The sequence below is a fragment of the Streptomyces winkii genome, from assembly GCF_032248595.1.
GTDB classification, from domain to species: Bacteria; Actinomycetota; Actinomycetes; order Streptomycetales; family Streptomycetaceae; genus Streptomyces; species Streptomyces winkii.
In genome coordinates, this window is record NZ_JASTTH010000002.1 from 475,752 (window position 1) to 500,536 (window position 24,785).

15 protein-coding genes are annotated in these 24,785 nt (G+C 72.1%); 9 read left to right on the forward strand and 6 right to left on the reverse strand.

Features of this window, described 5'->3' with window-relative positions:
* Positions 1-16: 16 nt before the first annotated feature.
* The 3 genes from QQM67_RS06445 (at position 17) to QQM67_RS06455 (ending at position 4,332) form a co-directional block, all read left to right on the forward strand.
* On the forward strand, positions 17-1,780 hold the full coding sequence (locus tag QQM67_RS06445) for an RNA polymerase sigma factor (protein WP_314172627.1): 1,764 nt from the start codon (positions 17-19) through the stop codon (positions 1,778-1,780).
* A 75-nt stretch (positions 1,781-1,855) separates the two neighbouring features.
* Positions 1,856-2,728: an ABC transporter ATP-binding protein gene (locus QQM67_RS06450; protein ID WP_314172628.1), complete on the forward strand. Its 873-nt coding sequence runs from the start codon at positions 1,856-1,858 to the stop codon at positions 2,726-2,728.
* On the forward strand, positions 2,725-4,332 hold the full coding sequence (locus QQM67_RS06455; protein WP_314172629.1) for a transporter: 1,608 nt from the start codon (positions 2,725-2,727) through the stop codon (positions 4,330-4,332). The genes QQM67_RS06450 and QQM67_RS06455 overlap by 4 nt, the downstream gene beginning before the upstream one ends.
* A 16-nt stretch (positions 4,333-4,348) precedes the next feature.
* Here the strand turns inward: QQM67_RS06455 and QQM67_RS06460 are convergent, their stop codons facing one another.
* On the reverse strand, positions 4,349-5,335 hold the full coding sequence (locus QQM67_RS06460; protein ID WP_314172630.1) for a helix-turn-helix transcriptional regulator: 987 nt from the start codon (positions 5,333-5,335) through the stop codon (positions 4,349-4,351).
* A gap of 62 nt (positions 5,336-5,397) precedes the next feature.
* Between QQM67_RS06460 and QQM67_RS06465 the strand changes: the two genes are divergently transcribed.
* The 3 genes from QQM67_RS06465 (at position 5,398) to QQM67_RS06475 (ending at position 12,690) form a co-directional block, all read left to right on the forward strand.
* Positions 5,398-7,677: an ATP-binding cassette domain-containing protein gene (locus QQM67_RS06465; RefSeq protein WP_314172631.1), complete on the forward strand. Its 2,280-nt coding sequence runs from the start codon at positions 5,398-5,400 to the stop codon at positions 7,675-7,677.
* Positions 7,678-7,759: 82 nt separating this feature from the next.
* Complete coding sequence (car, locus tag QQM67_RS06470) at positions 7,760-11,362, forward strand: carboxylic acid reductase (protein ID WP_314172632.1); 3,603 nt, start codon at positions 7,760-7,762, stop codon at positions 11,360-11,362.
* Positions 11,363-11,604: 242 nt separating this feature from the next.
* Positions 11,605-12,690 (forward strand): chitinase, encoded by a 1,086-nt coding sequence (locus tag QQM67_RS06475; RefSeq protein ID WP_314172633.1) that lies wholly within the window; start codon positions 11,605-11,607, stop codon positions 12,688-12,690.
* 186 nt (positions 12,691-12,876) lie between these two features.
* On the opposite strand, the gene dacB is transcribed toward QQM67_RS06475, so the two are convergent.
* From dacB to QQM67_RS06490, 3 genes are all read right to left on the reverse strand, one after another.
* The gene (dacB, locus tag QQM67_RS06480) at positions 12,877-14,514 is read right to left on the reverse strand and encodes a D-alanyl-D-alanine carboxypeptidase/D-alanyl-D-alanine endopeptidase (RefSeq protein WP_314172634.1); all 1,638 of its coding nucleotides are present in this window, start codon (positions 14,512-14,514) and stop codon (positions 12,877-12,879) included.
* A 134-nt stretch (positions 14,515-14,648) separates the two neighbouring features.
* A complete protein-coding gene (locus QQM67_RS06485; RefSeq protein ID WP_314172635.1) occupies positions 14,649-15,851 on the reverse strand; it encodes a cysteine desulfurase-like protein in 1,203 nt (400 codons plus the stop codon).
* 335 nt (positions 15,852-16,186) lie between these two features.
* Positions 16,187-17,089, reverse strand: coding sequence for a hypothetical protein (locus tag QQM67_RS06490; RefSeq protein WP_314172636.1), 903 nt, complete (start codon positions 17,087-17,089; stop codon positions 16,187-16,189).
* 657 nt (positions 17,090-17,746) lie between these two features.
* On the opposite strand from QQM67_RS06490, the gene QQM67_RS06495 reads away from it, so the two are divergent.
* Both QQM67_RS06495 and QQM67_RS06500 read left to right on the forward strand, forming a co-directional pair.
* Positions 17,747-19,966 (forward strand): NADP-dependent isocitrate dehydrogenase, encoded by a 2,220-nt coding sequence (locus tag QQM67_RS06495; protein WP_314172637.1) that lies wholly within the window; start codon positions 17,747-17,749, stop codon positions 19,964-19,966.
* A gap of 198 nt (positions 19,967-20,164) precedes the next feature.
* Positions 20,165-20,893: a class I SAM-dependent methyltransferase gene (locus QQM67_RS06500; protein WP_314172638.1), complete on the forward strand. Its 729-nt coding sequence runs from the start codon at positions 20,165-20,167 to the stop codon at positions 20,891-20,893.
* On the opposite strand, the gene QQM67_RS06505 is transcribed toward QQM67_RS06500, so the two are convergent.
* A complete protein-coding gene (locus tag QQM67_RS06505) occupies positions 20,868-22,064 on the reverse strand; it encodes an acyl-CoA dehydrogenase family protein (RefSeq protein ID WP_314172639.1) in 1,197 nt (398 codons plus the stop codon). The two genes, QQM67_RS06500 and QQM67_RS06505, sit on opposite strands and share 26 nt — an antisense overlap.
* 89 nt (positions 22,065-22,153) lie before the next feature.
* Between QQM67_RS06505 and QQM67_RS06510 the strand changes: the two genes are divergently transcribed.
* A complete protein-coding gene (locus tag QQM67_RS06510; RefSeq protein ID WP_314172640.1) occupies positions 22,154-22,834 on the forward strand; it encodes a TetR/AcrR family transcriptional regulator in 681 nt (226 codons plus the stop codon).
* A gap of 112 nt (positions 22,835-22,946) precedes the next feature.
* Here QQM67_RS06510 and QQM67_RS06515 read toward each other — a convergent pair whose 3' ends face one another.
* Positions 22,947-24,779 (reverse strand): choline/carnitine O-acyltransferase, encoded by a 1,833-nt coding sequence (locus QQM67_RS06515; RefSeq protein ID WP_314172641.1) that lies wholly within the window; start codon positions 24,777-24,779, stop codon positions 22,947-22,949.
* Between the last annotated feature and the right edge of the window lie 6 nt (positions 24,780-24,785).

Sequence of the window (24,785 nt, forward strand, 5' to 3'; positions counted from 1 at the left end):
AAGGCCTGGGTGACGTATGCCGGACAAGCGCGAGGTCTCTCTGAGGGCGGGTGCCGTACTGACCGAATCGGCGACCGAGCCCCGTACCGACGCCGACCACGGTCACGGTGGCCACAGTCACCGCGGTGGCCGTGGGCGCCGCCCCCGGCGCCCCAAGTGGGCCGAGTCCGCCAAGCGGGCCGGGTCCCCGGAGCACGGGGAGCGCCGGGAACACGACGAGCCGGGGGAGGACACCGCGGTCGACGAGCTGTTCCGGCGGCACCATTCCGCAGTCTTCTCCTACGCCCTCGCCTGCTGCCGCGACACCAAGTCCGCCGAGGCCCTCACGGCGGAGGCATTCACCCGCAGCGTGCGGGCAGTTCGCTCCGACGGCAGCCCCGCCACCGCCTGGCGCCCCCACCTCCTCGTCTCCGTACGCCGCACGGCCGCCGACTGGGCGGGAACGGACCGCCGCGGCGAGCTCTCCCCCGACTTCGTGCAGTGGTACGACCACGCGACCGGAGAGCTGGAGGGCGGCGGCGGGGAACCCATGCTCCGGCTGGAGGCGGACAGCGCGATCCTCCAGGCGTTCCGCTCGCTGCCCGAGCGTTGGCAGACGGTTCTGTGGCATACCGCCGTCGAGGGGGAGCCGGCCGGCAAGGTCGCCGCACTTCTCGGGGTCGTCCCGGGCAGCGTCGCGACACTGGCGTCCCGCGCGGGCGACGGGCTGCGTGAGGCCTACGTCGCCGCTCACCGCGAGCAAGGCTCCCGCGCGGGCGAGTGCGGCGGCTACGGGTCCCTCCTCGAAGCCGCGGCACGCGGCGCCGGGCGGCGCGCCAACAGCGACGACCTCGACCACCACCTCCGGGACTGCACGCGCTGCCGCGGCGCACTGGCCGAACTGAACGGCCTCGACCAGCGGTTGGGCACGATGCTCCCCGCCGGGGTGCTGCTGTGGGGCGGTTCCGCATACGTCGCGACACGGCTCGCCGAGGCGGGGACGAGCAAGGACGACGACGCGGACGGCGCCGCACCGGCGAAAAAGAGCCCCGTGTGGTGGCGCAGGGTCAAGGGCTTGTCGATACCGGCGGCCGCGCTCGCCGGGTCCGTCGTCGCCGCGGTCGGGCTCATCGTCTACCTGACTCCGCTGACGTCGTTCACCGACGACGACCGCCAGGGCTCGCCTCCGCTGCAAGTGGTCAGCAAGCCCCCGGAGACGGTCATCAAGGACGGGCCGACCGTCACGTCGACGCCCACATCCAAGCCCTCCGCGTCGGACGGACCCTCTGGCGGGACGGCCGGACTCCCGGACAGCCAGGGCGGGTTCGTCCCCCTCCACCTGCGCTCCGACGGGACGCTCGGCGAACCGCAGGCGCGCTCCGGCGCCGTCACCCTGGCCCGTACGACGGGCAACCACGACGGGAAGCCGCACGAGCCGGAGACCTTCGTCCTCTCGGGCGTCACCGGCGAATACCGGGGCGGCGCCACGCGGTTCGATCTGCTCGTCGACGCCGGGACGTCGATCGGCAACGGGCAGCAGCTGCGCGTCTCGTACGACCTGACCGGCAACGGCAGCTGGGACCGGGTGGAGACGTACGGCTACTACGAGAGCGACAACGCGCCCGGCTACGAGCACTACACCGAGGCGCGTGGCCTGACCCCGGGCGCCACGGGGGCGTCGGGGTCGTTGGGTGACCTGGCGGACGGCAGGATCAAGGTCGAGGTGTGGGACGCCATCGGCGCCGGCGGCAGCACCGTGGCCACCGGTGACACCTCGCTCGTCCGGATCCCGTTCGGCTGACGGGCCGGGAACCGGGGCCGGGGGAAGCCGCCGGGCGGTACTCGCTGTAGCGTCCGCGGAGAGCGAAGAGAGGCAATGGGTGTGACAGTTCACGATCCACGGCAGCAACTCGACGGCACCGACCACTCCGTCACCTCGCCGGGGGCCTCGGGAACGCCCGCCGTGGCGGTGCGGGTGAGGGGGCTGTGGAAGCAGTTCGGCGAGCAGATCGCCGTCGGGGGCGTCGATCTCGACATCCCGGCGGGGCAGTTCGTCGGCCTGGTCGGGCCGAACGGGGCGGGCAAGACCACCACCCTCTCCATGATCACCGGTTTGCTGCGTCCGGACTCCGGCACCGTCGAGATCGGCGGGCGCGACGTGTGGCGCGACCCGGTCGACGTGAAGTCCCGTATCGGGGTGCTGCCCGAGGGGCTGCGGCTGTTCGAGCGGCTGACCGGGCGTGAGTTCCTCAGCCACCTCGGCGCCCTGCGCGGGTTCCCCCGCGAGGAGGCGGACCGGCGCACGGCCCAACTGCTCGACACGCTCGACCTCGTCGGCGCACAGCACAAGCTGATCGTCGACTACTCGACGGGCATGCGGAAGAAGATCGGGCTGGCCGCGGCGCTGCTGCACAACCCCGAAGTGCTCTTCCTGGACGAGCCGTTCGAGGGCGTCGACCCGGTCTCCGCGCAGACGATCCGCGGCGTGCTGGAGCGCTACACCGGCTCCGGTGCGACGGTCGTCTTCTCCAGCCATGTGATGGAGCTGGTGGAGTCGCTGTGCGACTGGATCGCCGTCATGGCCTCCGGCAGCATCCGCGCCCACGGCCCGCTCGCGGACGTCAAGGGCTCGGCGGACTCGCTGCACGAGGCGTTCCTGCAACTCGTCGGGGCCCACGACCGCGCGGCCGCCGGGAACAGCCTCGACTGGCTGGGCGGTGGCGGCGGCCGGCCGGACGGTGCCAAGTGAGCGCACCGCACTCCGTCACCTGGACGTTCACCCGCATCAAGCTGTCCCTGCTGCGCAACGGCCTGCGCCAGTCCGCGGGCCGTACGGCCGCCTTCGTCATCTCCATCGTGCTCGTGCTGCTGCTCGCCGCGAGCCAGCTGCTGGGGCTGATCCTGCTGCGCGGCAACGAGTACGCCGCCGAGGTCGTCGTGCCGCTGGCCGCCTTGACGGCCCTCGGCTGGGCCGTGATGCCGCTGTTCTTCCCCAGCGGCGACGAGACCCTCGATCCGGCCCGGCTGGTCATGCTTCCGCTGCGGGCCCGGCGGCTCATGCCGGCGCTGCTGATCGCCTCCCTGATCGGCATCGGCCCGCTGTTCACCGTCCTCGTGGCGCTCGGCGCGGTCCTCGCCCTGGCGCACGGCGGCGCGGGGATCGCCGCCGCGGTGGTCGCCATGCCGCTGCTCGTCCTCGTGTGCGTGGCGCTGGCGCGCGCGGTGGCCGCGGTCAACGTCCGCCTGCTCTCCAGCCGTCGCGGCCGGGACCTGGCGCTGCTGAGCGGCCTCGTCATCGCGGTCGGAGTGCAGCTGCTCAACCTGGGCGTCCAGCGGCTGGGCAGGCCCGGCGGGCTCTCGGCGCTCCAGCCCGTGGCGGACGTGCTCGCCTGGGTTCCGCCCGCCTCGGCCGTGTCCGCCGTGCAGTCGGCGGCCGAGGGCGCGCCCATCGTGGCGCTGGCCCAACTCGCCCTGTCCGGTGGGGCGCTGGCCGCGCTGCTGTGGTGGTGGTACCGGAGCCTGGAGCGGCTGATGACCTCGCCGGACGCCTCGACGGTCCAGGCCGTCACCGCGCCGGAGAGGAACCGCGGACGCACCGGCGGCGCCGGCCTCGCCGGCCTGCTGCCGCAGGGCCGCACGGGCGCGGTGATGCTCCGTACGCTGCGCTACGCCTGGCGGGACCCGAAGACGAAGGTGGGGTGGGCGTCCTCGCTCGGCGTGGGCGTGCTGCTGCCCGCCGTCTTCGCCGCGCAGGGCAACGGCAGCGTGTACAACGTCTGCTGGGTGGCGGGGCTGCTCGGCATCCAGATGTACAACCAGTTCGGGCAGGACCACTCGGCCTTCTGGCTGGTGGCCTCGACGATCTCCTCGCCGCGCGACGCGTACGTCGAGATGCGCGCCCGGATGCTGGCCGTCGCGCTCATCGCGGTGCCGTACGTCTCGGCGGTCGTGGTGGTCTACTCCGCGGTGCTGGGGAAGTGGCACGCGGTTCCCGAAGTGCTCGGCCTGGCACTGGGGTTGCTCGGCGTGCTGCTGGCCACGGGCGTCTTCACCTCCTACCGCTTCCCGTACTCCATCCCGCAGGACAACGGCTACAAGAACGTCGCCCCCGGCCAGGGATCCCTCGCCTACCTCAGCATCCTCGGCGGCATGGGCATCGGCGCCCTGCTGTGCTCACCGCTGATCGCGCTGACGATCTGGCTGCACCTCTCCGGAGGTCACGCGTGGCTGTGGACCCTGCTGCCGGTCGGACTCCTCTACGGGGTCTCCGCGCCCGCACTCGCGCTACGGGGCGCGGCGCCGCGGGTGGCGGGCCGGCTCCCGGAGATCCTGACCGCCGTCAGCCGGGGCTGACCTCGCGCAGGGCGGCTCAGGGCCCGACGTCCGCCGTCGCCGCCAGGAGGCGTTCCGCGAAGGTGCGGCAGGCCTCCGTGAACTCCGGTCCCGCGCTGATCCGGAACTCCGCGTCCAGGAACGCCAGGTTGAGGATCAGCCACTGCCAGGTGTCCAGCGCCAGCCGTACGTCGGTTCGCCGGTCGCCCCCGGAGCGGATCTCGGCGTCCTGGAACTTCAGGGCGTCGGCGACGTCCGCGGCCGGGGCGTCGATCCGTACGCCCACCGACTGCTTGTTCCTGTCGAGGCCCTGCCGCAGATACCGCGCCGCCGACTCGGCGGGCAGCGGCCGCGGCGCATAGCCCTCGCCGGTCCGCCGCGGGTCGGCGACCCGGTCCAGCCGGAACACGCGCCAGTCCTCACGGTCGAGGTCCCAGGCCAGCAGATACCAGCGCAGCAGGTGGTGGACCTGCCGGTAGGGCTCCACGCGCCGGTCCGTCCGTTCGCCGCGCGCGTCCGTGTACGAGAAGGTCATCGTCTCCCGGTGCGCGATGGCCTCGGCGGCAATGCCGAACTGCCGGGCGGTCACGGTCGGAGCCCGCTGGGGACTCGTCTCCAGACTCGACCGGATCGAGGCCACGCGGGGGCGCAGCCGGGCGGGGAGGAACTGGTCGAGCTTGCCGTACGCGCGCGCCGCGGCGTCGTCGATGCCTCCCGCGGCCGGCGGCCCGTCCCCGGCGGGCGGCTCCGTGGCGGCGAGCGAGGCCAGGGCCAGCAGGGTGGCCACCGCCTCGTCGTCGTCCAGGACGAGCGGCGGCATCGTGCGTCCCGCGGCGAGCCGGTAGTGGCCGCCTGGTCCCGGCCGGGTCTCGACGGGGTAGCCGTATCCGCGCAGCCGGCCGACGTCCCGTCGCAGGGTCCGCGGGCTGACGCCCAGGCGCCGGGTCAGTTCGTCTCCACTGAACGACCGGCCCGTCTGCAACGTCGACAGCAGGGCCAGCATGCGTTCGGTGACGTCCGCCATGTCCCGATCCTCGCAGCAATCGCGGCCAGGATGCGGCCGCATCCCCTCCTAGCCTCCGAGCCATGACAGAGGGAACCATCAGCCTCCGCCGGGTCCGTACGAACAACCTGGCCGACGTGGACGTCGACGTGCCGCACAACCGTCTGGTCGTCTTCGTCGGGGTGTCCGGATCGGGCAAGTCGTCGCTGGTCTTCGACACGATCGCCGCCGAGGCGGGGCACCAACTCAACGAGATCTTCCCGCCGTTCGCGCGGAACCGGCTGCCGAAGTGGACCCGTCCGGACGCCGAGCACATCACGGGCCTGACCCCGGTGGCCGTCATCGACCAGCGCCGGATCGGCGGCAACGCCCGCTCGACCGTCGGCACGATCACGGACGCCTGGACGTATCTGCGGCTGCTGTTCTCCCGGCTCGGCCACCCGCACGTCGGCGAGTCGAACCACTTCTCCTTCAACGAGCCCGCCGGCATGTGCCCGACCTGCTCCGGCCTCGGCGAGGTCGTGGTCAGCGCGGTCGAGCGCTTCCTGGACCTGGACAAGTCCCTCGCCGACGGCGGGATCCGGCTCCCCGGGTTCGGATACGGCGGCTACTGGTACTCCCAGTACGCCGGCATCGGCACCTTCGACGCCGGCACCCCGCTCGGGCAGTGGACCCCGGAGGAGCGAGAGGCGCTGCTGTACGGCGGCCGGGCCGCGGCCGAGCTGGGCCGCACGCCTCCGAAGGGCTACGAAGGGGTCGTCGAGCGGTTCGAGCGGATCCATCTGCACACCTCCGACAACCTCTCGGAGCGCAAGCAGGAGACCATCCGCCGCTTCACCCGGGCCGAGACCTGTCCGGAGTGCGACGGCGACCGCCTCAACGAGGCCGCCCGGACGGCCACCCTGCACGGCCGCACCATCGGCGAGATGGCCCGCCTGGAGATCACCGAACTCGTGGACGCCGTACGGGAGATCACCTCCGCCGGGGTCGCGCCCGCCGTCGCGGCGCTGACCGCCCGGCTGGAGGCGATGATCACGATCGGGCTCGGCTACCTCACGCTCTCCCGGGCGACCACGACCCTCTCCGGCGGGGAGTCGCAGCGGATCAAGACGGTCAAGCACCTCGGGTCCAGCCTCACCGGGATGACCTATGTCGTCGACGAGCCGACCGTGGGACTGCATCCCACCGACGTGGAGTCCATGATCGAGCTCCTGGAACGGCTCCGCGACAGCGGCGGCAACGTCCTCGTCGTCGAGCACGACCCGGCGGTCATGGCGCACGCCGACCAGATCATCGAGATCGGGCCCGGCGCCGGCGCCGCCGGCGGACGGCTGGTGTTTCAGGGCACCTTCGACCGGCTCCGGGACGCCGGCACCCCGACCGGACTGGCACTGGCACGGCAGCGGCCGGTCAAGGCCGATCCGCGTGCCGCCGCCGGCGAGTTCACCGTCGCCGGGGCCGATCGCAACAACCTGAGGAACCTGACCGTGCGGTTCCCCACGGGGGTGATGACCGTGCTCACGGGCGTCGCGGGCTCCGGAAAGTCCAGCCTGGCCGCGGAGTTGGTGGACCAGCACGGCGCGACCGTGATCGACCAGAAGCCGGTCGGCACCAACCGCCGTTCCACGCCCATCACTTACACCGGCATCGCCCCCGCCGTGCGGAGGCTGTTCGCCCGGCGCAACGGCGTCGCCGCCGGTCTCTTCAGCGCCAACTCCGAGGGCGCCTGCCCGGACTGCCGCGGGCTCGGAGCCGTCCACACCGACCTCGCCTTCATGGAGGGTCAGGAGACGGTCTGCGAGACCTGCCAGGGCAGCCGCTTCACCCCCGCCGTCCTCGCCCACACCGTGGACGGACTGTCGATCGCGGACATCGACGGCCTCACCGTCGACGAGGCCGTCGACCGCCTCCCCGACGAGGGGATCTCCCGCGCCCTGGGACGGCTCTCCGCCGTCGGCCTGGGATACCTGCGCCTCGGGCAGTCCCTGAGCACGCTGTCCGGGGGAGAGTGCCAACGGGCCAAGATCGCAAGGGAGTTGCACCGGACGGAGCGACCCACCACGTACGTCCTCGACGAGCCGACGACCGGGCTGCACATGAACGACATCGACACGCTCCTGCACGTCCTCGACGGCCTCGTCGAGCAGGGGCACACGGCCGTCGTCATCGAGCACAACCTCGACGTCGTCCGCCACGCCGACTGGTTGATCGACCTGGGCCCGGGGCCCGGCAGACACGGCGGGGCCGTCCTGTACGAGGGGCACGTCGCCGGCTGCACCGACCGGGCGACTCCCACGGGCCGCGCCCTGGCCCGCCACGTGCCGCAGGCCGCGGCCCCGTCCGCCGACTACGCACGTCGGTAACTGCCCCGGCCACAGCGCGCGACGGTGTGCATAGGGTCTCCGCGTTGTCCGACGCCCCCCGAGACGCCGAACAGGAGACGGAATGACAGTGAACGCACAGTCCGACCGCGAGGACGACGCCGGGGCGGCGGCCTCGCCCCCGGCGGATCGTCGCACCGCCGAACTGTACGCCGTCGACCGGCAGTTCAGGGACGCCAAGCCGCTGGACGCGGTCACCGCCGCCGTCCGCGAACCGGGCATCGGGCTCGCCCGGATCATGGCGACGGTCATGGAGGGCTACGCCGACCGCCCCGCCTTCGGCGAACGTGCGAAGCGCCTGGTGAAGGATGAGCGAACCGGTCGTACGAGCGCCGAACTGCTCCCGGAGTTCGAGACTGTCCGCTACCGGGAAGTGTGGGGGAGGATCCAGGCGCTCGCGAGCGAGTTAGCCGGCCACCCGAAGTCCCCGGTATCCGCCGGGGACTTCGTCTGTACGCTCGGCTTCACCAGCGGCGACTACGCGACCGTCGACCTTGCGTGCGTCTACCTGGGGCTGGTCTCCGTGCCGTTGCACGCCGGCGCCACCGTCGCCGAACTCGAGCCGGTCGTCGCGGAGTCGGGCCCCGCCGTACTCGCCAGCAGTGCGGAACTCCTGGACACCGCCGTCGAGTTGGCGCTGCGCAGCACGTCGCTGCGGCGTCTGGTCGTCTTCGACTGCGACCTGCGCGTGGACGAGCAGCGCGAGCGCTTCGAGGCGGCGGGCGAGCGGCTGGCGGCCGCCGGCTCCGGGGTCGCGCTCGACGCACTGACCGCGATGCTCGAACGCGGAGGCACGCTGCCGCCCGCCCCGCTGCGCACCGACACCGACGCGGAGTCGCTGAGTTCGCTCCTCTACACCTCAGGAAGCACCGGCGCGCCCAAGGGGGCCATGTACACACAGCGGCTGGCCACCTATCTCTGGGGCGCCTCGTGGCGTACGACCGACACGCCCGTGATCACCCTCGACTTCCTGCCGATGAGCCATCTCGCCGGGCGCTACATGCTGTTCAGCACTCTCAGCGCGGGCGGCATCGTCCACTTCACCGCGAGGAGCGATCTGTCGCTGCTGTTCGAGGACATGTCGCTCGCCCGTCCCACCGATCTGATGCTGGTGCCGCGGGTCTCCGAGATGATCTTCCAGCAGTACCGGAGTGAGGTGGACCGCCGCATGGCCGCCGGCCGCGAACAGGCCGCCGCGGAGGCCGAGTCGCTGACACGGATGCGGGAGGACGTCCTCGGCGGCCGGATCGTGCGCGTCATGAGCGGAAGCGCGCCGCTGGACGCCGAGACCGGAGCGTTCCTCGAGTCGTGCCTGGAGCTGAAGCCGCTGAACGGCTACGGCGCGACCGAGGCCGGGATGATCACCACCGGGCACAAGCCGGCGCCTCCGGTGATCGACTACAAGCTCGTCGACGTGCCCGAGCTGGGCTACTTCCGTACCGATACGCCGTATCCGCGGGGCGAGTTGCGGGTCAAGACGGAAATGATCATGGCGGGCTACTACAGGCGGCCCGAGGCCACGGCCGAGGCGTTCGACGAGGAGGGCTTCTACAAGACCGGCGACATCATGGCCCAGACGGGCCCGGACGAGCTCGTCTACGTGGACCGCACCAAGAACGTACTGAAGCTCTCCCAGGGCGAGTTGGTGGCGGTCTCACGACTGGAGACCGTCTTCGCAGGCAGCCCGCTGATCCGGCAGATCTTCGTCCACGGAAGCAGCGAGCGCAGCTACCTCCTCGCCGTCGTCGTGCCCACCCCGGAGGCGATCGCGCGTGCGGACGGCAGCGAAGGCGCGCTCAAGTCGTCGCTGAGCGCCGCGTTCCGGCAGGCGGCGAAGGCGGCGGGCCTCAAGTCGTACGAGATTCCACGTGAGTTCGTCGTGGAGACCGAGCCCTTCTCGGTGGAGAACGGCCTGCTCACCGATGCCGGCAAGCTCGCCCGGCCCAGGGCGAGGGAGCGCTACGGCGAGCGCCTGGAGCGGCTGTACGCGGATCTCGCCTCGGAGCAGGCCGAGGAGCTGCGTGCGCTGCGCCGCGACGGCCGGGAGCGGCCCGTGCTGGAGACGGTCGGCCGGGCGGCGCGGAGCCTGCTCGGCTGCCCGGCCGCCGATCTCGATCCGGAGGCCCGCTTCGCCGACCTGGGCGGCGACTCGCTCTCCGCGCTGTCCTTCTCCCGGCTCCTCAACGAGATCTACGACGTGGACGTGCCGGTCGCGCTCGTCACCGGGCCCGCCGCCGACCTGCGCCGGCTCGCGCACCACATCGAGACCCGCACCGCGTCCGGCTCCGAGCGCCCCGCCTTCGCCAGCTTCGCCGGCGTGCACGGACCGGACGCCACGGAGATACGCGCCGAGGATCTCAGCCTCGACGCGTTCATCGACACCGGCGTCCTCGACGACGCCAAGGGGCTGCCGCGGCCGGAGGGCACTCCGCGCACGGTCCTGCTGACCGGCGCCAACGGCTACCTCGGCCGCTTCATGTGCCTCGAATGGCTTCAGCGGCTGGCGGAGACCGGCGGCACCCTGATCTGCCTCGTACGCGGCAGCAGCGACGAGGCGGCACGCGAGCGCCTCGACGCGGCGTTCGACAGCGGCGACGGCGAACTCCTCGCGCACTACAGGCAGTCGGCGGGCTCCGGGCGCCTGGAGGTGCTCGCGGCCGACATCGGCGAGCCGAACCTGGGCCTGGATCAGGGGACTTGGGACCGGCTCGCGGCCGACGTCGACCTCGTCGTGCACCCGGCCGCCCTGGTCAACCACCTGCTGCCCTACGGCCAGCTGTTCGGGCCAAATGTGGCGGGCACGGCGGAGCTGATCCGGCTGGCGCTCACCGAGCGGATCAAGCCCTTCGTCTTCCTCTCCAGCGTGGCCGTGGGCACCCAACTCGCGGGACTCCAGGGACTTACGGGAGGTGCCCTCACGGAGGACGGCGACGTCCGAACCGTCGTCCCGGTGCGCCGCCTCGACACGGCGTACGCCGGCGGCTACGGCGCGAGCAAGTGGGCGGGCGAGGTGCTGCTCCGGGAGGCCCACGACCGGTGCGGGCTGCCGTGCGCGGTCTTCCGCTCGGACATGATCCTCGCGCACAGCCGGTACCGCGGGCAGCTGAACGTGCCCGACCTCTTCACCCGCCTGATGCTCAGCGTCGCCGCGACGGGGGTCGCGCCGCGCTCCTTCTACCGCAGCGACGCCGACGGCGGCATCACCACGGGCTCCGGCGGCGACCGGCCGCGGGCGCACTTCTACGGGCTGCCCGCCGACTTCACCGCCGAGGCCGTCACCGCGATAGGCGCCCGCACCGCGGACGGATTCCAGACGTACAACGTCGTCAATCCGCACGACGACGGCGTCTCCCTCGACGTCTTCGTGGACTGGCTGATCGCGGGCGGCCGCCGCGTCCAGCACATCGACGACTACGGCGAGTGGTGCGCGCGCTTCGAGACCGCGCTGCGCGGCCTGCCGGAACGGCAGCGCCGGCACTCCCTGCTGCCGCTGCTGGACGCCTTCCGCGAGCCGTGGCGGCCGATCCCCGGAGCGGGCGTCCCCGTGGAGCGGTTCCGCGCGGCCGTGCGCGACGCGGGCGCGGGCACGGACGGCGGCATCCCCGCCCTCACGCCGTCGCTCATCGCCAAGTACCTCGCAGATCTGGGGCACTTCGGGCTCCTGTGAGCCCGCGCGGCCCCCGGACACCGGCCGTGGCGGCGGCCTCCGCCGCCCCCGGTGCCGGGGCCCGCCGCCGCGGGGGAGCCGCCCGTTCGCCGGCGCTTCCCTGATCGGGGCCTTTCCCCATCCTTAACTGTGGCCTAAGTCCCTCCGTCGAGGCCCTCAACCTGCTGTTTGTCCGCGCCGCGCTCGCTAGCGTTGACGCAGGCCCGAGATCACGCCCTCTCGCCGAAGGAGACAGCCCGACGATGCCGAACCGCGGGGAAGCGACGGCCCTCCGGACGCGCCGCAAGGTGAAGCCCACCGCAACCTCCGTGGCCGCGGCGGCGGTTGCGGCCCCGCTTCTCGCCGGGCTTCTCACGGGCTGCTCGACGGGCGAGCAGGACCCCGGGCCCACGGGCCCGCCGCCCCTGACCCCTTCGCAGACCGAGGACCCGCTGCCGGCGGCCGGTGACTTCGCGCCGTACGTCGACACGTCGCTGCGGCCCTCGTACGACCTCCTCGAGAACGCCGGGAAGACCGGTGTGAAGGAGTACAACCTGGCCTTCGTCTCACCGGGAGGCGGCTGCGTGCCCAAGTGGGGCGGCAGGCAGAAGCTCGGCGACAACCCGGTGGCCGCGCAGGTGGACCGGCTGCGCGACGAGGGCGGCGACGTACGGGTCTCCTTCGGCGGGCAGAGCGGCAAGGAACTGGCCCGCGTCTGCCGCTCGGTGGACGAGCTGGCGAACGCCTACAGCAAGGTCGTCGACGCCTACGGCTTAACGAAGCTCGACTTCGACCTGGAGGGCCCCGCGCTGACGGACACGAAGGCGCACCAGCTCCGCAGCCAGGCGATCGTCCGGCTCCAGCGGCAACGGCCCAATCTGAACGTCTCCTTCACCCTCCCCGTGATGCCCTCGGGCCTCAGCAGGGACGCCCTCGCGGTGCTGAAGAACGCACAGAAGAACGGTGCGCGGATCAACAGGGTGAACATCATGGCCATGGACTACGGAACCGGCTACCGCGGCGACATGGGCGAGTACGCCGTGAAGGCCGCCACCGCCGCCCACAAGCAGATCCAGCCGGCCTTGGGCATTCGCGACGAGAAGGAGGCCTGGGACACGGTCGCGGTCACGCCGATGATCGGCGTGAACGACGTCAAGGGCGAGGTCTTCCAGCCCGACGACGCGGCGCGGCTGCGGAAGTTCGCCGAGGAGAAGGAGATGGGTGGCCTGTCGATGTGGTCGGCCACCCGCGACAAGCCCTGCCCGGGAGGCCCGGACTCCAAGGCGCAGGCGGCCTGTTCGGGCGTGGGCAAGCGGGCGGGCCAGTTCACCGAGGAGTTCACGGACTGAGTACGGGGCAGCCCGTGAACTCCTCGCCCGCGCGACGGGAGCCGGTGCGCCGTGGGGGCCAGGCCGTCGCGGCGCCATGACCGGTGCCGGTGCCGGTGCCGGAACGGCTGTCCCGGCGTCAGACCGCTGCCGGGAGCCGCGCCCGAACCCGTGCCCGTGGCGCGGCACCTGGCAGCCTCCGCGGCCTCAGCAGCGGGCCGGCTTCGTCCAGGCGCACTCCAGGCCGAACGTGGGCCTCGGGGTGCGGTCCGCGCCGTCGTCTCCGTCCCGCTTCTCCGGGATCTTGCCGTCGCGGCCGTACGAGGCGAGCGCCACGACGATCGAGTCCTCGACGTCCTTCACGGAGTCGGCCAGGTAGTTGTTGAGGACGATGCTGAACGTGAGCTGGCGCCCGTCCGCGTCGGTGACGTAGCCCGACAGGGATGAAGCCCCCGTCAGTGAGCCCGTCTTGGCGTGCGCGTTGCCCTCGGCCGGTGTGTCGCACATGCGGGAGCGCAGCGTGCCGCCCGTCAGCCGGTCCGGTTCGCAGGCGATGGGCAGGGCGTCGTACCACTGCTTGAACCACGGCTCCTTCCGGACCGCGTAGAGCAGCGCGGCGAAGTGATCCGGCGAGACGTAGTCCATGCGGGACAGGCCCGAGCCGTCGACCTGGCGCAGCGTGCCGGTGTCGACGCCCTCCTTCTTCAGATAGCCCCGCACCGCCTTCAGGCCCGCGCTCCAGGTCCCCTCGCCCGCGGTCTCGTCGCCCATGGTCTTGGTGAGGACCTCGGCGTGGTTGTTGTTGGACAGCTTCAGGAAGGGGACGCTCAGCTCCTTCAGCGGCATCGACGTATGGCGGGCGACGCGGTCGGCGCCGTCCGGTGTGGCCTTGCCCAGCTCCGCATCGCCCTCGACCCGGACGCCGTGCTTGCGCAGCGCGTCGGCGAACACCGACGCCGCGTAGCCGGTGGGTTCCCACACGCTCGTCCACGACTCGTACGGGTCCGCGCCGACGGGGATGCCGCCGCTCACCGTGATCTTGTTGCCGCCGTGCTCGCGCTCGACGGAGAGCGTGTTCTCGCCGTTCCCGGCCACGGTGGTGGCGGCGACCTCGACGTCGACGTAGTCGTTGCCGGGCGTGACCTTCACCTTCGGCTTCTCGCCCGACGTCGAGCCCGGGACGACCTCCAGGTACACGCAGCCCGTGTCGTAGTCGGTGTCGGGAGCGAGGCTGAGCGCGGAGATCTGCGACGAGTAGTACGAGGACTCGTCGTCGGCCGCCCATGAGCGCCCGAGCCGCTGCGAGTCGAAGCGGGTGTCGTCGGCGACGAGGCTGCCCGTCACCTCCTTGATCCCGGAGGAGGCCACATCGGCCGCCAGCGCGTCGTAGTCCTTCGCCAGCAGCGTCGGGTCGCCGGTGCCGCGCACGTACAGGTCGCCGTCGAGCCGCCCGCCGTCCCGGTCGCCGTGCGCGAGGACGTCGGTGCGGTAGCGGTAGCCGGGGCCGAGCACGTCCATGGCGGCGGCGGACGTGAGGAGCTTGGTGTTGGACGCGGGGAGCAGCCGCTTGCCCGAGTTGTGGCGGTAGAGCGTCTTGCCGCTGCGTGCGTCGGCGACCACGACGCCGGCGCTGGCGCCCTTCAGCGGCTTGCCGGCCAGGATCCGGTCGACGGCCTTCTGCCATGTGGGCGCCGGCGCCGGCGCGGCCGTACGGGCTCCCGCCGCGCCGCCGGTGCCGAGCACGAGGGCGAGCCCGGCCGCCACGGCGGTGATGCGCGTACGGGTCCGTGACCAGGAGAGCCGGAGGCCGGGTCTGCCGCCCGTGGGGGGTGTGAATCTGCTCATGGCAGGAGCCTCGCAGCTCGCGGGGCGCATTGCGACGGGTCGGACGCAGGCTTTGGCTCCGGGCGGCCGTGCGCGCCGGGATGTCGTATTCCTTTGCCTTTGCCGCTTTTCGGCGGTTATGTGCCTTCGCGTGCTCAGTGCAGGAAGTCCGCCAGCCCGTCCAGCAGCCGGTCCACGTCCTCCGCGTTGTTGTACGGGGCCAGGCCGACACGGAGCCCGCCGTCGTCGCCCAGGCCGAGCCGGCGGGAGGCCTCGATCGCGTAGAAGGAGCCGGACGGCGCGTTGACGCCGCGCTCCGCCAAGTGGCGTGCGGCGTCACGGGTGTCGTGACCGTCGAAGGTCAGCAGCAGCGTCGGGGTCCGCACGGCGGCACGCGAGTGGACGTTCACGCCCGGAAGGCGCGAGAGCCCGTCCTCGATGCGGCGCAGCAGCGCGTCCTCGTGCTTCTCCAACAGCCCGAAGGCGGCGGCGAGTTGCTCGCGGCGGTCGCGCTCCGGGTGGGCACCGGGAGCGGCCAGGACGTCGACCGCGGCGCGGGCGCCGGCGAGGAGTTCGTAGGGCAGCGTGCCGTACTCGAAGCGCTCCGGCACGGCGTTCGTCGACGCCAGCAGCTTATCCGGCGCCAGAGTCTCCAGCAGCGCCGGGCGGGCGGCGAGCACGCCCATGTGCGGGCCGAGGAACTTGTAGGGGGAGCAGGCGAAGAAGTCCGCGCCCGAGGAGCCGAGATCGACGAGGGAGTGCGCGGCGAGGTGTACCCCGTCGACGTACAGCAGCGCCCCCGCCTCGTGGACCACGCGGGCGATCTCCTGGACGGGCGGACGCGTACCGATCAGGTTCGAGGCGCCGGTGACGGCGACGAGCCGGGTACGGCCGGAGAGCGCCGCGCCGACCGCGCCGGCCGTCAACTCCCCGTCGGCGGGGTCGAATCCGGCCCACCGCACGGTGGCTCCCGCCTGCTCCGCGGCCTGGATCCAGGGACGGACGTTGGAGTCGTGATCGAGGTCCGTCACGACCACCTCGTCGCCGGGCGACCAGGTCTTGGCGAGCGTACGGGAGAAGTCGTACGCGAGTTGCGTGGCGCTGCGGCCGAAGACGACGCCGGACGGATCCGCGCCCAGCAGATCGCCCAGCGCCTGCCGCGCCTCGCCGACGATCGCCTCGGCGTTGCGCTCCGCCGGGTTGCCGTGGCCGCGGTTGGAGAGCGGCCCGGCGAGCGCACCGGCGATGGCTTCGATGACCGCGCGGGGGGTCTGCGTCCCGCCGGGGCCGTCGAAGAACGCCGCTCCGGTGGCGAGGGCGGGGAACTGCGCGCGGAACAGATCGATGTCGTAGGTCATGCGGACTCCGGGCGGCGGACGGCTCGTTCGGGCAGTGCCCGTCCCGGCGGGAACGGGCGTACGGGCCAAGGATCATGTACGCGCGCCCACTTGGCCAGAGGCGCCCGGGGCCGATCGCGGTCGGTCCTCAGGTTGTCAGCAGTGCGCAGTCGCATGCCGGTATGCGGCCGGGACTTCCCGCGGGCGCGGCCCGGCCCCGGGTGTTGGCGGCCGATGGCCAACCGGGGCCGTGGGCCCGGGTGTTGGCGGCCCGATGGTGCGGACGGGCGGTGCCGGTCCAAGCCGTGTTCCGGGGTTCCCCCGGCGCAGCCAGGGGAGATCAGCCCCGACAGACCTCAGTGGTGACCGCCGTACCCGCCGCTGTGGTGGCCGCCGTACCCGCCGCCGTGGTGGCCGCCGTACCCGCCGCCGTGATGTCCGCCGCCGGGGTAGCCGTGTCCGCCGTACCCGCCGCCGTGGTCGTCGTGGCCGCCGTCGCCGCCGCCGAACAGCCCGCCGAGGGCGCCGAGGATGCCGCCCAGCAGCCCGCCGGAGCCGCCGTCGTCTCCGCCGCCGTCGTCTCCTCCGCCGCCCTGTGCGCCGCCGTTGGACGGGTCGCCGCCTCCCGGGTCGCCGGTGGAGCCGCCGCCCGTCGCGCCGCCGTCCGCCGAACCCCCGTCCGCGGAGCCGCCGTCGGCCGAACCGCCGCCCTGTGAGGCACCGCCCGACGCGTCTCCCGGCGGTGACGGCGCGGGGTCCTCGTCATGCTGCCCGGGGGGCTGTGAGCCGGGGCGTCCCGGCTCGGCCCCGCCCCCGTGCTGCCCCATGCCCTTGTCCTCGCCCTGCGAGGGGCCGCCGGACTGCGGCTGGTCGGGCGTGGGCGCGTTGTCCTGCAAGGCCTCCCGCGCGACGATGTCCGGGTCGGGCGAGACCTGGACGGCCGGTCTGCCGCTGCCTTGGTCCTCGTGGCCCGAATCGCTCATGGCGTCCACGCTGAACGCCACCGTCCCCAGTGTCATGGCCGCGGCCAGTCCCACGACGACGCTCTTGCGGCTCCGGCCCCTGCGGCCCGGCTCGTCGCGCGACGAGACGGGCGGGCCGATCTCGGTGCGCGCGGGCTCGGCCTCGTTCAGCCTCGGCCGGAACGCCTGGAAGGTTGCCGGTTTCACCTCACCGGCGATGATGGGCGCGCACGTGCATGACGACGTGCCGTCCACCTGGATGCGTGCTCCGCACTTGGAGCACCTCAAAGCTGCCATCGCCGGCCCCCTCAGTGGAATCCGTCGCGACGTTTGTTCCCTCGCGATACCGTCGGCGCGCCTCAGGGCGCACGTCTGGCAGGTCAGTACCAACGTAGCCCCGCCTTCGGTCACAACTGCGATAGTTGTCAACTTGCGAGCGGTGATGTTTCGGCTGAGCCGTGCCGCGTCCCGGGCGCCCCGTGAGGACCTCCCGCCGTACCGCCGCCGTCGCATCGTCCCTGGTCGGGGTGTGACGCCGGGGCCGCGACTCCTGTGCGCGCGGCGGTACTTGGGGAACGCACTCGGGCCCGGCACTCGGACGGTCACGGTGATCTCTCCGTCGCGTGACTCCGCCGCCGACGGTCAACTGCCCGGCATCGGGGGGCCGTTCGCCGAACTGCCCGCCCCGGCAAGGGAGTCGGCCGCACCGCACGGGCACCGCACCGGGCGGCGGAACCGGACGGATGCCGGGTCGCCGGGAGCGGGGGAGCGGTCTCGTTGACCTGCCGGATCAGAGGCAGCAGATTGTTGCGGGCCTCACCGGCGACGGCACCGGCGCCGGCACCGTCGCTCCCCGCATCGCGTACCGCGGGGGCGGGTGTCCGGGCGGGTGCGGAGACGAGATATCTTGATATCGAGACGATGTAGACATGGAGCACGTGGAGCGGAGTACCGGTGACTGACTCGACCATCATCTATACGGACACCGACGAGGCCCCGGCCCTGGCGACGTATTCGTTCCTGCCCGTGGTCAGGGCGTACGCCTCGACGGCAGGGGTCGGTGTCGAGAGCCGCGACATCTCCCTGGCCGGGCGGATCATCGCCCAGTTCCCCGAGTGGCTGGCACCGGAGCAGCGCGTCGAGGACGCCCTCGCCAACCTCGGTGAGCTGGCGAAGACGCCGCAGGCCAACATCATCAAGCTGCCGAACATCTCGGCCTCGATCCCGCAGCTGAAGGCGGCCGTCGCCGAGCTCCAGGAGAAGGGCTTCGCGCTGCCCGACTACCCGGACGAGCCGAAGACCGACGAGGAGCGCGACATCCGCGCCCGCTACGACAAGGTCAAGGGCAGCGCCGTCAACCCGGTGCTCCGCGAGGGCAATTCCGACCGCCGCGCGCCCGCCTCCGTGAAGAACTACGCACGGTCCAACCCGCACCGCATGGGCGTCTGGTCGCCGGAGTCGAAGACCAACGTCGCGCACATGGACGACGACGACTTCCGCTCCACCGAGAAGTCCGCGATCGTCCCCGAGGACGGCAGCCTGCGCATCGAGCTGGCCGGCGACGACGGCAGCACCACCGTCCTGCGCGAGTCCGTGCCCGTGCTGGCCGGCGAGATCGTGGACGCCGCGGTGATGCGCGTCGCGGCGCTGCGCGAGTTCCTCACGGCGCAGGTCGCCCGCGCGAAGGCCGAGGGCGTGCTGTTCTCGGTGCACCTGAAGGCCACGATGATGAAGGTCTCGGACCCGATCATCTTCGGCCATGTCGTCCGCGCGTTCTTCCCGAAGACGTTCGCCGAGTACGGTGCGACGCTCGCCGCGGCCGGCCTCACCCCGAACGACGGCCTCGGCGGCATCTTCAAGGGCCTGGAGTCGCTGCCCGAGGGCGCGAAGATCAAGGAGTCCTTCGAGGCGGAGCTGGCGGCCGGCCCCGATCTGGCGATGGTCGACTCCCACCGTGGCATCACCAATCTGCACGTCCCGAGCGACGTCATCGTCGACGCGTCCATGCCCGCGATGATCCGCACCTCGGGCCACATGTGGAACAAGGACGACCAGGAGCAGGACGCCCTCGCCGTCATCCCCGACAGCAGCTACGCCGGGATCTACCAGGCGGTGATCGACGACTGCCGGGCCAACGGCGCGTACGACCCGTCCACGATGGGCTCGGTGCCCAACGTCGGCCTGATGGCGCAGAAGGCTGAGGAGTACGGCAGCCACGACAAGACCTTCGAGATCCCCGCGACCGGCACCGTCCGGGTCCTCGACGGCGACGGCAACGCCGTGCTGGAGCAGGCCGTCGGCACCGGCGACATCTTCCGCATGTGCCAGACCAAGGACGTGCCCGTACGGGACTGGGTCAAGCTCGCCGTCACCCGTGCCCGTGCGACCGGCGACCCCGCGGTGTTCTGGCTGGACGAGGGCCGCGCGCACGACGCGAACCTCATCGCGAAGGTCAGGCAGTACCTCCCCGAGCACGACACGGAGGGCCTGCGCATCGAGATCATGTCGCCCGTGGACGCGATCGCCTTCTCGCTGGAGCGCATCCGCCGCGGCGAGAACACCATCTCCGTCACCGGCAACGTGCTGCGCGACTACCTGACCGACCTCTTCCCCATCCTGGAGCTGGGCACCAGCGCGAAGATGCTCTCGGTCGTCCCGCTGATCAACGGCGGCGGGCTCTTCGAGACGGGCGCCGGCGGCTCCGCGCCCAAGCACGTGCAGCAGCTCGTCAAGGAGAACTACCTGCGCTGGGACAGCCTGGGCGAGTTCCTCGCGCTCGCGGTGAGCTTCGAGCACCTCGCGCAGACGACCGGCAACGCACGCGCGCAGATCCTCGCCGACACCCTGGACCGGGCCACGGCGACGTTCCTGGCGGAGAACAAGTCCCCGACGCGCAGGCTCGGCGGGCTCGACAACCGCGGCAGCCACTTCTATCTCGCCCTGTACTGGGCGCAGGAGCTGGCGGAGCAGAGCGAGGACAAGGAGCTCGCGGAGGCGTTCGCCACGCTCGCCCGCACGCTGGGCGAGCAGGAGCAGGTCATCGTGGACGAGTTGATCGCGGTGCAGGGCTCGCCCGCCGACATCGGCGGCTACTACTGGCCGGACGAGGCGAAGGCGTCGGCGGTCATGCGTCCGTCGAAGACCTTCAACCAGGCGCTGTCGGTCCTCGGCTGAGCCGGTGCTCCATTGAGCCGTGGTCCCGCCGGGGCCGAGTGACGCCGCGGGCCGCGCCCTCCGTCAACGGCGGTGCGGCCCGCGGCAGTTGCGGCGGGGCGCACCCTGGACGGGCCGAGGCGGCCGAGACGACGACCGAGGCGGCCGAGGCCGGATTTCGCGCGTCGGAGCGGCGAGCCGCCCCGGTAGCCTTCCGGCATGTCCCGATCCGAGCGATCCGCCCGTCCCGCCGTGCACGGATTCTGGGAGGGAACCGGCGCGACGAAGACCTTCACCCACCCGCTCGACCGCGCGCTGCTGGAGCGGTACGTGCCACGGGACGCGAGGATTCTCGACTACGGGTGCGGCTACGGCCGGCTGACGGCGGAGCTGGCACGGCTCGGCTACCGGGACGTCCACGGCGTGGACCCGTCGCGGGCGCTGATCGAGCGAGGGAGGAACGAGCACCCGGAGCTGCCGCTCGTACGGTTCGACGCGCTGCCCCTGCCGTTCGAGGACGGCAGCTTCGACGCCGCGCTGCTCTTCGTCATCCTCGGGGTCGTCACCGGCGACGCGGACCAGAAGGCGCTCCTCTCCGAACTGGCCCGTCTCGTACGGCCGTCGGGGGTGCTCTACCTCAGCGACGTACCGTTGCAGAACGACGAGCACCATGTGCGGCGCTACGAGGAGGCGTCGGCCGCGGACCCGCTCCGTCCCTACGGAGTCTTCTCCACGCCCGACGGCGGGCTCTTCCGGCACCACCGGCCCGAGGAGCTGAGGGAGTTGCTGCACGCGCACGGCTTCGACATCGTCGAGGAGCGCTCGACCGCGACCGCCACGCTGCACCGGGGGGAGACCACCCGCAGCGTCCAGGTGATCGCGCGCCGCACGGACGCCGCCGACGCCGCCGACGCCGCCGACGTCAGCGGAACGCCGCCTCGCCCGTGAGCGCCTGACCGATCACCAGCTGGTGCACCTCGGAGGTGCCCTCGTAAGTCAGCACGGACTCCAGGTTGTTGGCGTGCCGCATCACCGGGTACTCCAGGGTGATCCCGGCCGCGCCGAGCATCGTGCGGCACTCCCGGGCGATGGCGATCGCCTCGCGGACGCTGTTGAGCTTGCCGAGGCTGACCTGCTCGGGCCGCAGCGTGCCGCCGTCCTTCAGCGCCGCCAGATGCAGAGCCAGCAGCATGCCCTTGCCCAACTCCAGTGACATGTCGGCGAGTTTGGCCTGGGAGAGCTGGTAGGCGGAGAGCGGCTTGTCGAAGATCTCGCGCTGCGCCGCGTATTCGAGGGTCGCCTCCAGACAGTCGCGTGCGGCGCCGAGCGCTCCGAAGACGATGCCGTAGCGGGCCTCGTTGAGGCAGGAGAGGGGCCCGGAGAGCCCGGCCGCCTCCGGGAGCATCGCCGACCCCGGCAACCGGACGCCGTCCAGGACGAGTTCGGACGTCACGGACGCGCGCAGCGACATCTTCTTCTTGATCTCGGGTGCCGAGAATCCCGGGGTGCCGGCGGGCACGAGGAATCCGCGGACCTTGTTGCCCGGCGTCTCCGGGTCCTCCGTCCTCGCCCAGACCACCGCGACGTCCGCGACCGACCCGTTGGTGATCCACATCTTCGTGCCGTCGAGCACCCAGCCGGAGCCGTCGCGCACCGCACGGGTGCGCATGCCCGCCGGGTTGGAGCCGAAGTCCGGTTCGGTCAGGCCGAAGCAGCCGATGGCCCGGCCCGCCGCCATGTCCGGGAGCCACTGCTGCTTCTGCTCCTCGCTGCCGTACTTCCAGATGGCGAACATCGCCAGCGAGCCCTGCACGGAGACGAGCGAGCGCAGCCCCGAGTCGCCCGCCTCCAGCTCCATGCAGGCCAGCCCGTAGGCGGTGGCGGACGTGCCGGCGCAGCCGTATCCGTCGAGGTGCATGCCGAGGACGCCCAACGAGCCGAGTTCCCCGGCCAGTTCGCGTGCCGGGAGCGAACCGGCCTCGTACCAGTCGGTGAGCTTCGGCTTCACCTTCTCCGTGACGTACTGCCGGACGGTGTCCCGGATCGCACGGTCCTCCTCGCCGATCAGGGCCTCGGTGCCGAAGAGTCCGAGCGGGGTCTGGGGCGTCACGGGCGGCACGGAGCTCTCCTCGTCCTCGCGAACAGCGTTAGGTTTCCTCGTACGCGCACGCTAACCTTACGGCGTTAGTTTTCACAAGGAGCCCTCCGATGCCACGCCCGAAGTCCCCCCTGCTCAGCCGGGAGCGCATCCGCGACGCCGCGCTGGAGCTGATCGACGCCGAGGGCATCGGCTCCCTCTCGATGCGCAACCTGGCGCTGAGGCTCGATGTGCGGGCGGCCTCGCTCTACAGCCACTACCCGAACAAGGACGCCGTACTGGACGCCGTCGCCAACCTGCTCACGCGCCAGGTCGACACCTCCGCCTTCGAGCGCGGCTGGCGCGCGGGCCTGGAGACATGGGGCAGGTCGTACCACGCGGCCCTCAGCGGGCACCCCAACGCCGCCCCCGTGGTGGCCGCCGGCACGGGCAGGCGCGAGGACTTCCTGGCCATGGCCGACGCCGTGCACGGCGGGCTCGTCGGCGACGGCTGGCCCCCGCGCCACGCGACGATGATCGCCGCCTCCGTGAAGTACCTCGTCATCGGGGCCGCCACCACGCCCTTCGCCAGCGGCTTCGCCGACGACACCCGCGTATATCTGGAGCGCTACCCCAACCTCGTGCAGGCCCATCTGATCCCCGCCCACGCCGAGGAGATCGACAGCGACAGCTTCGAACTCGCCCTGGACAGCCTCCTCGCGGGGCTCGAACCGCTCCACGCGTCGCTGACGTCGGGGCGCTCGGGCCCGGGCTCCGGGACCGGGACCGCGACGCGGGGCCCGCGCAGCTGAGGCTCTCCCTCTCCCGGGCGGCACGACGCCGGGCCCGGCACGAGCCGCACGAGACCGGGCCGGTACGGGAATTGCCCGTACCGGCCCGGCGTGAGCGCCCTCCCGCGGTGCGCTACTCGGCGAGCAGCTCCCGCAGTTCGGTCACCGCCTCACGCAACTCCCCGGCGAACGCGTGCATCTGGTCCGCCACGGTGAGCGGCGTGCTCAGATAGAGGTTGAAGCGCTCCGGCAGCAGCACGTACGCGACGCCGATGCAGCGGCTGCTCGTCGAACCGAACCCGAAGAACTGGATGTTGGTGGACGGCGCCGAGCTGGTGCTCAGGTAGTCGTCCCGCATCGTCAGCCAGCCCGCGCTGCGGAAGAGCGACGGCTGCTCCCGCACGCCCAGCTCCGCACCGCGCCGTCGCTGGATCAACTCCAGCTCCCACAGGTGCTGTTCGGGCGCCTCGACGGCCTGGCACTCCTTGGCACGCTCGACGTGCGCGGCCGCGGCGGCGCGCAGCGCGGCACGCCGCGTCGCCTCGTCCGCCTCCGGGTCCTCCATCGCCTCCACGAACGCGACCATCTCCGGGGTCACGACCCGCATCGCCTCCGTACGGCCGTGCTTGTACTGCCGCGTGGCGATCGACTCGTACGTGGCGCCCAGATGACCCTTGGCGCGCTTGTGGGCCAGCTGGTACGCGGCCTGCACGAAGGCGTCCGGCGAGACGCCGAGCGCCTTCGCGTGGTTGCTGCCGAAGTCGCCGAAGGAGACGGTGCGCGTGGCGGTGCTCCGCCCGTACTCCGCGAACGCCTCGGCGGCGGACCGGACTTGGTCCCGGAGGGCGTCGTCCAGCTCGAACTCCACCGGCTCCGCGGCCGGCGGGCCCTGCGTGCGCGCGCCGGACTGCTCGGAGTGCACCGCCGCCGGCACGGGCAGCAGCGCGTCGACGAAGCTGAGGATGGTGGTGCCGTCCAGCTGGCAGTGCTCCACGTTCAGCCCGGCACGGCCGTCCTCGAAGACGACGAAGGAGACGGCCTTGTCGAACCAGCGGTTGCCGCGGTCGCCGTACAGCAGCTCGTCGCACGCCTCCTGGACGCCCGAGGGGGCGAAGTCCTCCAGGCAGACGCAGAACAGCGCGTCCTCGACGGTACGCAGCGCCTCCGCGTTGCCCGGGGCGCAGTCCAGGAGCGACGCCCGCGCCCGCGCCCACTCCGCGCGGGCCATGGTGGTCAGATGACCCACCCGTGAGCCGTCCGCGGCCGGTTCGGCGCCGGCCTTCATCACCTCGCGCAGCCCCGCCTCCAGGTCCTCCAGGCTGTGCGGCGCACCGTCCTCGCCGATGACGTCCATGCGGAAGGTGTTGCCCCGGTAGAAGACCAGGATGTGCCGCGCCCGCGAGGGACCGGGCCGCTCCTGCGAGTACGGCGTGCGGGAGGTGTCCTGCTCGGCCCCGGGAATCCGGGTGCTGGAGAAGAGGTACTTCAGCTGCTCCATCGACTGCGGCTTCCCCCGCTGCACGACGGGCGGGATCAGCTCCTCGTCGATCTGCCGCTTGAAGTCGAGGGCGCCCGCGACGAGTCCGGCGGCCCGCTCCACCTGCGCCTCGTCCGAATCCCTGAAGAGGAAGAAGAAGTTGGCGTTGAGCGCGATGCGGTCACGCCGCCCCAGATAGCGGTACGGCCAGAAGGTGTCGAGCCAACTGTGCACGCCCTCCGAGGAGTCGTACTCCTCCAGCGCCGCGTGCAGCGTACGGCCCGGCCCCTCGGGGGAGAGGAAGGCGGCCACCTCCGCCTCCGTCGCGGCCAGTTCGTCCGGGGAGAGCAGCGGGGCGCACCAGGCGATGAGCCTCTCGCAGCTGGCCTCCAGCGTGGGCAGCGGCACGCGCGGCAGGGAGTCCTCCTGCGCGAAGGTGGGGTTGGTCGTCGCGCTCGTCCTGTTCGCGCTTCCCTGACTGGTGTTCAATTCCGC